1 pseudogene is annotated in these 548 nt (G+C 73.9%); it reads right to left on the bottom strand.

Annotation, left to right across the window (positions count from 1 at the left end):
- Positions 1-548, bottom strand: a pseudogene (locus tag I0Q12_RS17645) (MFS transporter); the annotation flags it as partial.

The following is a 548-nucleotide window of genomic DNA, read 5'->3' as shown; positions in this document are numbered from 1 at the left end:
GGCCGCGCAGGAACCACACCGCGGCGGCGACACACGGCAGGATCGCCCACACCGCCAACGCGGTCCGCCAGTCACCGGTCGCGTCCGCCAGCGGCACCGCCAGACCCGCACCGAGCCCCGCGGCACCGGTGGTGACCGACGAGTACACACCGGTGACGGTCGCGAGCCGGCCCGCGTGGTCGCGTTTGACCACTGCCGGCAGCAGCACGTTCGCGACCGCGATCCCGGCGCCGATCGCCACGGTGCCCGACCACAGCCAGACGGCACCCGGCAGCGACCGCACGAGGATCCCGGCGGCGAGCACCCCCAGTGCGAGCAGGATCAGCAGTTGCGATCCGAACCGGGCCGCGGGCCGGTGGATCCATGGGGACACCACCGCGAAGCACAGCAGCGGGACCGCTCCGAGGATCCCGAGCCCGGTGCTACCCAGGCCGGTGTCGGCCCCGATCGAGCCCAGGAGTGGGCCGACCGCGGTGATCGGCGGACGCAGGCACGCCGCGACGATCAGCACGGCGAGCAGGCCGAACAATACGGTTCGGCGGGTCGGG

This window comes from Rhodococcus sp. CX (assembly GCF_015865005.1).
Lineage (GTDB): Bacteria > Actinomycetota > Actinomycetes > Mycobacteriales > Mycobacteriaceae > Rhodococcus.
This window is presented reverse-complemented; position numbering and strand designations above follow the sequence as displayed.